This window comes from Vibrio sp. Vb0349 (assembly GCF_033338975.1).
This window is the reverse complement of the sequence record NZ_JAWOTS010000221.1, coordinates 1-1,355: the sequence shown is the minus strand read 5'-3', so window position 1 is coordinate 1,355 and position 1,355 is coordinate 1. Positions and strand designations below refer to the sequence as shown.

Sequence of the window (1,355 nt, the reverse complement as noted above, 5' to 3'; positions counted from 1 at the left end):
CAGTGCTTTCCACCCCGGCGAAACAAGTTGACGGCCTTTAGCGATGAAAATGCCACCAGCGATGTCGAATACCAATTTCGCTTCGGCATAGACAGCCGCAGGATAAAACTGCATTAAATATTGGCGCGCAATGAGCTGATACACTTTCATTTCGTTGCCAGACAGTGCATTAACGTTGGCTTGCTTAGGCGTTGGAATGATGGCGTGGTGAGCATCGACTTTTTTGTCATTCCACGCTTTCGACTTAATCGATAAGTCGGCACCATTCACTGCGCTTTGCAGTTCTTTGGCGTTGTTTGCAATAGCGGATGTAACCGTTCCAGCTTGAGAATAATGCTCCAACGGCAAGTAGCGACAATCAGAACGCGGATAAGTGATCAGTTTGTGCTTTTCGTATAGTGCCTGACAAGTATCTAGCACTTGCTGCGCACTCATGCCATAACGCTTTGCTGCATCAATCTGCAAAGCAGATAATGAATATGGCAATGGTGCAGATTGCTTGGTTTGCTTCTGCTCTGATTCCTTCACTATCGCTGGCTGGTTCGCGATCCGATTAGCGACGTTTTCGACTAACTTGCGATTTAATACTCGCCCTTCTTCATCCTGCCATGGTTTGCAAGCCTCACTGGGTTTCCAGCGTGCGCGAATATCAAACGCCCCATTTTGGTCTTGATACGGGATCAATGCGTGCAGCGTGAAGTAATCTTTCGGAACAAAGTTTTCAATTTCTTCATCTCGACGGACGACAAGCCCTAGAACCGGAGTTTGCACACGCCCAACCGAGAGCACACCTAGGTAGCCAGCCTTTTGTCCCAGCAAGGTATAAGCGCGAGACATATTCATTCCATACAACCAATCCGCCCGTGAGCGCGCGAGAGCGGAAACAGACAGAGGAATAAAATCACGATTACTGCGCATTGAGCTTAGTGCGCGCTTCACTGCAGGTAAGTTCAAGTCAGAAATCAGCAAACGCTGTGTCGCTTCTTTCTTAGTCTTGGAAAGCTTGCAGTAGTCGAGAACCTCATCAACTAATAACTGCCCTTCACGGTCTGGGTCTCCCGCATGAATCACTTCAGTTGCTTCTTTGAGCAATTTACGAATCACGGTTAACTGCTTACTGGCACTTTTTCTCGGTCTAAGTTGCCATTGCTGAGGAACAATCGGCAGATCGGCCATGTTCCATTTTTTGTAGCGTTCATCGTAAGCGTCTGGCTCAACTTGCTCTAGCAAATGACCAATACACCACGTCACCACATCACCATTTCCACAACGGATAAAGCCTTGGTCTTTCTTTTGGGGATTAGGTAAAGCAGCCGCAATAGCACGGCCTAGACTGTGTTTTTCAGCAATAAACA

Annotated in this window: 1 protein-coding gene; it reads right to left on the bottom strand. The window is 47.5% G+C overall.

The window, feature by feature from the left end; translation table 11 throughout:
* On the bottom strand, nucleotides 1-1,355 hold a 1,355-nt coding region (locus R7Q47_RS24715; RefSeq protein ID WP_318089906.1), incomplete at both ends, for a DNA topoisomerase III.